Raw genomic sequence first — 4314 nt, forward strand, 5'->3', positions numbered from 1 at the left:
TTTTACTTCCAAAATCAGGGTCAAGAGGAAGTCTATATTGGCAGTGCGGACTGGATGCGTCGTAATTTGGATCGACGGGTAGAAGCAGTGACACCAGTGGAAGACCCAGAGATTACCAAAGATTTGGAAGAAATCCTGGCAATTATGTTAGCAGATAACCGGCAAGCTTGGGATTTACAGCCTGATGGCACCTATATCCAACGACAGCCAGCTCAAGGGGTTAAAGAAGAATCGGCTCATCAGATTTTGATGGACATGGCGTTGCAATCGTCAGGGATTGGATAGTGGGATAATTAAGAATGTAGAATTTAGAATTAAGAATTGAGAATTAAGAATTGAGAATTAATAATCTAGAATCTAGAATTATGCCTTCTGCCTTCTACATTCTACATTCTGCATTCTTAATTCTAAATTTTCAATCCAATCTTTTCCATAAATACTGTTGATGATGGCAAGGATGGTATAGTCCACCAGGGCTGATGTTCTTCTAGGGACTCCTGGTCATATTTACCAGTGGCAACTGCAATCACACGAGCACCAATGGCTTTGCCACAGTGAATGTCATGGGGAGTATCGCCAATCACGTAAGTTTTTTCCGATGGAATCACGCCATACTTTTCCGATGCGATCGCTAAAGCTTGTTGGGCAATATCAACTCTAGTTTCTGTTTTATCGGAAAATCCACCACCACTAAAGTAATCAGCCAAGCCATAATAGGTTAATTTTGCCTTTGCTCCTGCTTCGATATTTCCTGTGAGCAACATCGAAACCACATCAGTTCGATCGTGCAAAGCATCTAAAATTTCGATTACCCCCTCCAGGACATATCCTTCTCGGCGGGGCAAACTCTTAGGCAAGTAGTTAACGTAGCATGCCAGCAATTGATCCACCAATTTCGGTTCTGGGGACAAACCGTACTGCTTGAGAATATTAGCGGCAATTATTCGGTCTGTCATTCCTGCAGTTTCTATATTTGTCAGTGAAACCGTTTCACCAATTACTTCACTGGCAGCCTCTTCTAGGGCAAATATCCCGGCTCGTTTTGTGGTTAATAAAGTGCCGTCAATGTCCCAAAATAAAACGGTAGTCATTACAATTCTATGGTACTATAACTTGAGGCAATAGTTGTTAGTTAATTGCCGTTATTATTATAACATTTATTAATTAGTTTAGGTACATTCTTGATTTTAGGGAGCAGGGAGTAGGGAGTAGGGAGTAGGGAAGTCAGAAGTGGTATAGCGCTACGCGCAAGTTAGAAGTCAGAAGTCAGAAGTCAGAAGTCAGAAGTAAGCTAGGACTAGGTTTCGGAGTTTACAAATGTCCTAATCTTAATGGGTAGTGCTATAAAAAGATTTGTGTACCTTATAGGTATAACTCTTAATAAACAACGCTATACTTTATACTTCCTAGGTCATCCTTGAAATCCTATATAATTTATAATTATATCATGAAAACTAATCCTAATTTAGGAGAACATCAAAAACTACTCGGATATCTTGATACTGTTCCCTATTCCCTATTCCCTGTTCCCTTTTTATCTGAATCTTACGCAATTTAAATAACAAGGCTACATCATACTTTTATGAATCTCAAATGCTAAACTTTCAGCATCTAGCCGATGAGCACGAAGCACTTCCTGATTTTGACCGCATTTCGGAATATCAAATACTCCAAATTGCCTTACCTGTAATTGTCCAGACAATCCTAATTCTGCCAACCCACTTACAATCCGATCCCCCTGTCCTCCTATTACATAATGGTTATCTAGGGTAAACACCCAGGAGTAACCCTGAAGGATTTGCTCCAACCAGTCTAAATCCACAAAATTTAGCCAAGGTAAATTCACCACTTTTAAGGTTATACCGTGATTCTGAGCCAATAACTGGGCAGCTTGATAGGCTTGTGGCAGCAGCACGGGACCGTAACCAAATAAAATAGCGTCTTGCCCCTCAGTTAAGGCAATCCCCTGACCCAACTCCAACTGATAATCCTCTGGCAATTGATAGGGAATCTGACAGGGTATCGAGACTAGCCTTATATAGCAACTACTGATAGTTCGATGCAAACAGTAGTCTAGAGCTAGGGATACTTCTGCTTCATTAGCTGGTTCAATCATCACCATATTCGGTATTGCTCCTAGGGCAGAAATATCCCTTACCGATTGGTGAGAATGACCAGGACCACCAGGTAGCAACCCAGCTAGGGAGCCAACATAAATAATCTTAGTCCGTTCGGTAGCATTATTATAGATTTGCTCATTGGGTCTGGTGGATAGGAAACAAGCAAAGGAATGCACAATGGGCAGTAAGCCTTTCAGTGCCATCCCCCCGGCCTGGGATACCATATCTTGTTCGGCAATGCCACACTCAAAGAACCGTTTCGGGAATTTGTCTTTAAAGGGAATCAACCCACAATCGAGCATTAAATCCGCATCGAGTACCACCAGGTCTTGATTCCGTTCTGCTTGGGCAACCAAAGCTTTGGAATAGGCACTAACCAGTCGTTGCGCTCCATCAACTACAGCAGGTTTGGCATAGGATAGCATCTCTACCCCTACGGGGGATGCTCCAATTTGTTCCAACTGGGTATTGGCAGCAGCAATTAGTTCTGCCACTCCCTTAGTGTAGGCTTGATCATCCGGTGCGCCACTATGGAAGCGATATAAGTTGTCTTCTGGGTTGTCTTCTGGTTTGATGGCCGTATGTTCCATAAAGGAGATTCCTTTTCCCTTAATGGTGTCAGCAATCAGGATTTTGGGCCCTTTTGTGACTGCTTTCAATTTTGCGATCGCATTCCCTAAAGCCTTGACATTATTGCCATCACAGCGGTCCACATACCAGCCATAGGCCGCAAACTTCCGTTCCAAGTCCCCTAAGTCACTCACTTGGGACACCCAAGTATCGGACTGGATTTTATTATGATCCACAATCACAGTCATCTCATGGAGTCCCAGATTTGCTGCTGGTTGGAGAGACTCCCAAAACTGACCCTCCTGCAACTCCCCATCCCCAGTTAAGAGATAAACATTTCCCTCTCGACCCATCAGGCGATTTGCTAGGATCATCCCCTTAGCCTTAGAAACCCCCATTCCCAAGGAACCGGTATTGGTTTCCAAGAACGGAATAGAAATATCTGGATGACCAGGAAGTCCATCTAGCCGCCTCAAGCTATGGATACGCTCAAACTCCAGCAAACCATGGCCAATCAAAACCGAGTACAAACCTGGTACATCGTGACCTTTAGAGGAAAAATAAATATCCCGTGGTTGATTAGAGTTAGTTTTCCTAACCCGTAATTCATTTAAAAACAGCCAACAAACAATATCTAAACTACTAAAACTACTACCAATATGCCCTGAACCCGCCTGTTTTATCATATATAAGGTATTGATTCGACAGTAGGTAGCAAAAAGCTCAGTATGAGTTTCGGGAGTAATGTCTAAATCCTTGAGGCGTTCAAACTCCCGAAACGGGACTAGAGATAGATTTGTCATTGGTTATTGGTTATTGATGATTGGGGTTGTTGGTTATTGGTCAGGTTTTGGGTTTTAGGGAGCAGGGAGTAGGGAGTAGGGAGCAGGGAATAGGTAACAGGCAAAAAATCCTGTGTACCTGATAGTTATGAAAAACGCTGTATACTATTATATTAATTTTCAATGGATAACATTACAGCTTAATCTTTACCTTGGTTACTTGCTGATTTTATTATCCGCCATTTTTAACGTTAATTTTTAAAGTTAATCCAAAATAATTATAATCATTATTTAGCTATTATTTTTATTAATTCAAACTCCTAATTAAACTACTATAACTAATAGTATAGCGTTTCTGATAGTAATGAAGTACACAGTATTTTTACCCTGTTCCCTACTCCCTACTCCCTACTCCCTACTCCCTACCAAATTGAAAAAACTAAATTGGTTTCTGGGAGACCAGAGGTAAGTGAGCTTCTCCCTGTTCTATTAAATATTCCAGATACCACCAATCTTTCAAGTCATTAATATCCAATCCCTCATGATCATGGGTAATAAATGGCATAATCACCTTTCCAGCAATTGTATACTCTTCCAGCACTACTCTTGACCAAGCAATTTCCAAGCTAGCATTTTGCACATAGACCTCTGGCAACGCCTGATAGGGAGTACTATGCCAGGGGGTATGGGGGGTTGAAGGTTCAAGGTTGAAGGTTGAAGGTTGGGGGGTTGTTCGCGTAGTGTGGCCTTTTGGCCAAGGTTGGAGGTTGGGGGGTTGGGGGGTGGGGGGGTTGGGGGGTTGGAGGGTATGGTTAACCTGAGAATTGCCTAATGTAAGGGTG

3 protein-coding genes and 1 pseudogene are annotated in these 4314 nt (G+C 42.2%); 1 reads left to right on the forward strand and 3 read right to left on the reverse strand.

Annotated elements, in window-relative coordinates:
• Window positions 1–285: pseudogene (locus F6K49_RS36105) on the forward strand (RNA degradosome polyphosphate kinase); the annotation flags it as partial.
• A 122-nt stretch (window positions 286–407) separates the two neighbouring features.
• On the opposite strand, the gene F6K49_RS36110 reads toward F6K49_RS36105, so the two are convergent.
• The 3 genes from F6K49_RS36110 to F6K49_RS36120 all read right to left on the reverse strand — a co-directional run.
• The gene (locus F6K49_RS36110; protein WP_293104562.1) at window positions 408–1091 is read right to left on the reverse strand and encodes an HAD hydrolase-like protein; all 684 of its coding nucleotides are present in this window, start codon (window positions 1089–1091) and stop codon (window positions 408–410) included.
• A 476-nt stretch (window positions 1092–1567) separates the two neighbouring features.
• A complete protein-coding gene (locus F6K49_RS36115; protein ID WP_293104565.1) occupies window positions 1568–3493 on the reverse strand; it encodes a transketolase C-terminal domain-containing protein in 1926 nt (641 codons plus the stop codon).
• A 418-nt stretch (window positions 3494–3911) separates the two neighbouring features.
• Window positions 3912–4314 (reverse strand): hypothetical protein (locus F6K49_RS36120; RefSeq protein WP_293104568.1); only part of this gene is annotated, 403 nt, incomplete at its 5' end.

It is taken from the genome of Moorena sp. SIO3I6 (assembly GCF_010672095.1).

What these genes read in the sequence shown, in the direction of transcription:
- F6K49_RS36115 (WP_293104565.1), bottom strand. Translation starts at nt 3,493, where the DNA reads ATGACAAATCTATCTCTAGTCCCGTTTCGGGAGTTTGAACGCCTCAAG.
- F6K49_RS36110 (WP_293104562.1), bottom strand. Translation starts at nt 1,091, where the DNA reads ATGACTACCGTTTTATTTTGGGACATTGACGGCACTTTATTAACCACA.